Origin of the sequence: Vibrio sp. 10N.222.55.B11 (genome assembly GCF_041473705.1) — a bacterium.
GTDB classification, from domain to species: Bacteria; Pseudomonadota; Gammaproteobacteria; order Enterobacterales; family Vibrionaceae; genus Vibrio; species Vibrio crassostreae_C.
Genome location: NZ_JBFRST010000085.1, coordinates 1 through 3,800 on the forward strand (window position 1 = coordinate 1; position 3,800 = coordinate 3,800).

The following is a 3,800-nucleotide window of genomic DNA, read 5'->3' on the forward strand; positions in this document are numbered from 1 at the left end:
CATGCTGGGCGTACACAAAGCATTTAAGACGGATTCCCAACGCTCGGCATTTTTGGTTTGCTTCAGTTTCAGTGTTTACGGCACAATACTTTAGGTTTGGTGGTCTGCGTTGCTCACCACTTAATGCGGCGTTGAGGCTGTAGGATTTCTCGATTTTTCGCCGATTTCCCCTGCTTTTATCGTCATTTATCCGACCGATAACAGCCTAAATGCTACGTGATGATAGTGACCTTTACCATAATAAGGAAAGATAGAGCGACAGGATGAGAGTTAATCGGAGTTTTTCGATGATTTTAGAGGTTTTACCCTCTAGATAATGCAATTTCGTAACTTTTCCATGTTGTGAAGCATGCTGAACATCGCCCATTGGGCGTTCACTTTCTCTTGTCCTCTTAGCGTAAATCGATTCATCTGTTTGTTGACTGTGATGTTACCAAAAACAGGCTCAACACATCCAAGCCGTTTACTGTATTGCCGCCTTCCTTCTGGGCTATCAATCTTGTCTTTCATGGCCTGCATGTGGTCAAAGTCTTTGGTGTTTTTGTAGATAAAGAAGACTTGTCGACCAACTTGCTTGCCAGGCGGTTTTCTCATGCACAGCGGTTGATGAACGCATTGTCTGCAGTCGTTTAGGTATCCACAAAACTGAGCACCACGCTCCCCACGGATGACGGCGTTTTTACTGCTCAGTCGCATCATATTTCCTGCAGGGCATCGGCAAGTCATTTCGTCTTGGTTGAACTCGAACATCGAAATGGAGTAACAGGTTTTGCCTGTTTTTGAGCGTTTCTTTCGTTTTTTCGCTTGCTCGGTCTGATAGGTTTCACTGTTTTGAAACAGCGGATTACGGCTGCGAAATCCAGTGTCTGCTATGTAACAATCATAAGGGGTCTCAGACAGGAACTTGAGGTTGGTTTTACTGTGAAACCCACTGTCTGCGGTGAACTTGGTGGTGCGCTCTGAGCTGTTGGGTAGTTTCTCTAATTGTTCTTTCAAAGCGAGCACTGCAGGCTTTAATGTTTGCTGCTCACCAACACTTCCCCACACTTGGCTGTGTAAAATAATTTGGTGCTTGTCATCCGTGATGGCGATGCCGTTATAACCTTGAATAGTGCCTTTTGAGGTGGTCATTTTAGCGCTGTCATTGTCCGTGATGTTGCTTTTTACAGGTTTTTTACTGCTGCCCAATTTGTCTTTAGTGCTCGCCAGAAATGCACCTATTTTATCGGCGCTGCTATCAAGCTTTTGTTTTTGTCTTAAGTCTTGTTCGATAACTTCATTTGGGAGCGAATCTTGGCTTTGATGACGCTCGATAATTCGCTGGCTCGTTCGTTGTAGTTTTTCTTTTTTACGGCGAAGCTCTTCGTGTGTGCCACTCCACTCCTTACTGGCATTGGATGAAATTTTACAGCCATCAATAGCAAACATGTTACGGCCAATTAGGTCTTGTTCATCGCATATCATGAGAACCTGAGTGAACAGTGGTTCGATGGTGTCCTTCATTTGTGCGATGAAAGCCGCGATAGTGGTGAAGTGTGGTCGCTCGTCGCCCGATAAGCACATGAAGGTGACGTTGTTGACGCAAGCCCTTTCTATGCGACGGCTAGATAACATGCCAAGGGAATAGGCGTAAAAAATAACCTTAAGCATGATGGAAGGTGGGTAAGCAGCCGCCCCGTTTTTGTCGTTGTGGTAGTGCGCATCAAAGGGCGAGAGGTCGAGGTGGTTATCGACAATGTGAGAAATCGCATACTCGATAGTTCCGGGGATGAGTTGTTCATCGATGATGATAGGGACGAACATGTTTTGGTTCGAGTAATCGGTTTTGAAGTTGGGCATAACTGTGTCTTGTGACGAATAATTTAGATTAGATCACAAGGAGTTAGTGCGTTCAAGCTCATATCATGATGAAATGGCGGTAGGATCAGAATTGAGACGGGCGAGGAGAAATTCTACAGCCTCGTTAGGCTACAAAGGAGGCAAAGTGAAAAAATATTTATCTGTCGCATTTATTCTATTTTCTTTTGGGGCTCAGGCTGGGTTTTGTTCGATGCAATTAAAAGATGAAGCAAATGTCTTTAAAGTTAATTGCGCTTTGGATCGTAGCTTTTGTAATGTAACAGGCTATTTTTCTGACTCAGAATTAGAAAAAGGTTTTAAGGGCGTTGTTGCTACATTTCAAAAAACACCTGAAGCGTTTCGAAAATTGCGCTCATCTCTACGAATCGATACCTTTCGAAGCGGGGAGTATGAATTTGGCTCACCTCCCGGTTATTTTGCTGCTTTAGAACAAGCTGAAAAAATGATGCTTGGTGAAGCGAGTCTAGACCTTGTTTTTTTTGACTCTGAGTCCGGTAAGAGAGCTCCTGAACCGAAAATGGAATGTGTGGAAACTAAACTCTCGGCACAGTAGCCTAACAAACGACTATGGCGTCAATGATTGATTTTTGGCTGTGTTTTCATCTCACATGGCGCCATCTCTGAGCATAGAGTTAAGGGGCACAACCATCTTTCGTACGCACGCTATTATTGCGACTTTCTTAGGCTTTCCGTCAGCCAAAAGTCGAGCATAACTCGCTTTGAATACGGGGTTACATTGCATGGCTGACATCATTGTCATATATAACACAGTGCGTACTTGCGCTCGAGCGCCTTGGATTTATCGTGATGAAATGGCGGTAGGATCAGAATTGAGAGGGGCGAGGAGAAATTCTACAGCCTCGTTATGTTTCTAGGGATAATTATGAGTAACTTATATAGTATTTTTGAGTTCAAGTATCCGATTAGTGTAGATAAATCTGTTCTTGGAAATTCGTACCCGATCATGGTCAGTGGCATCAGTGGTGTCATCCATATTCCGTTCCTTCCTATTTGGACTGAACATGAACCAGATCCTTTATGGAAGCTACTAACCCCGCCAGAGGTCGCTAAGGGCTGGAAGCAAGGCTCTGAGCCGATATTTTGGGGGAAGCCCAATCAATATCCTAGTGGTCATTCTAGTTTGCACAGAGTGGTATTTCAGTTTGAAGTACACGATGCTGAAGTAAACGGTCAATTACTTTATGAATCATTTGTGTCATGGATAAACTTATTACTTGACTACTTAGAAGTGATGTCTAACCAAAATGTTCGTATTGAGCAGACGTTGAATTCTTATGGTGATAATTTTCACCTTTTTCATTGGGATGAAAATGGGAAAAATCAGGGTATTACTGAAAATAAAGTAATTACTGTCTGTCTGGATAACTGGCAGAAAAATATTAAACATGAACAGTTCCTTGAAGCTTGCACTTTGGCATCATCTGGAGCTCCGTTAAATTTGACTTATAAACTTTACCTAGAGGCTAATCGCGCATTTTTGCAGAAAGACTATCGGAAAACTGTAATAGAGTGCGGTGCATCTATTGAAAACGCACTAACTGAATTGATCTCATTAGAACTCTCTAATTGTGGTTTATCAGATGAAGAGATTGGCGCACGCCTGAGTAATAGAAGCAATAGAACTCTAGGTGGGCGCTTTAATTTAGCTGATTCTCAGTTGCACTTAGACTTAATGCAACAAAATTATAGTTACCGAGATTTACTCGTCAATCCAAGGAATGACGCTGTGCATAAGGCTGAATTCATTCCTCAACAAATAGCTCGTGAAGCAATTGATTACACCAGTAAACTACTAAATGTGGTAGCTCCTGAGCTAAAAGAAACATAACAAGCATTTAAGGTTTCAAGATACTTTTTCTAATCTTGTATAAACGATTTAGGGCTATAGGTCTAAATCGTTTTTGTCCAAAGGTTAGTTT

Annotated in this window: 3 protein-coding genes and 1 pseudogene; 2 read left to right on the forward strand and 2 right to left on the reverse strand. The window is 42.4% G+C overall.

Features of this window, described 5'->3' with window-relative positions:
- Positions 1 to 309: 309 nt before the first annotated feature.
- A complete protein-coding gene (locus AB4503_RS23700) occupies positions 310 to 1,839 on the reverse strand; it encodes a transposase (protein ID WP_372115808.1) in 1,530 nt (509 codons plus the stop codon).
- A 145-nt stretch (positions 1,840 to 1,984) separates the two neighbouring features.
- On the opposite strand from AB4503_RS23700, the gene AB4503_RS23705 reads away from it, so the two are divergent.
- Positions 1,985 to 2,413, forward strand: coding sequence for a hypothetical protein (locus tag AB4503_RS23705; protein WP_261840171.1), 429 nt, complete (start codon positions 1,985 to 1,987; stop codon positions 2,411 to 2,413).
- A gap of 51 nt (positions 2,414 to 2,464) precedes the next feature.
- Here AB4503_RS23705 and AB4503_RS23710 read toward each other — a convergent pair.
- Positions 2,465 to 2,659: pseudogene (locus AB4503_RS23710) on the reverse strand (IS110 family transposase); the annotation flags it as partial.
- Positions 2,660 to 2,743: 84 nt separating this feature from the next.
- Between AB4503_RS23710 and AB4503_RS23715 the strand changes: the two are divergent.
- Positions 2,744 to 3,709, forward strand: a complete 966-nt coding sequence (locus AB4503_RS23715) for a hypothetical protein (protein ID WP_102257505.1) — start codon at positions 2,744 to 2,746, stop codon at positions 3,707 to 3,709.
- Positions 3,710 to 3,800: the final 91 nt, after the last annotated feature.

Coding starts and splice junctions, on each gene's coding strand:
- AB4503_RS23700 (WP_372115808.1), bottom strand. CDS start 1,839: ATGCCCAACTTCAAAACCGATTACTCGAACCAAAACATGTTCGTCCCT.
- AB4503_RS23715 (WP_102257505.1), top strand. CDS start 2,744: ATGAGTAACTTATATAGTATTTTTGAGTTCAAGTATCCGATTAGTGTA.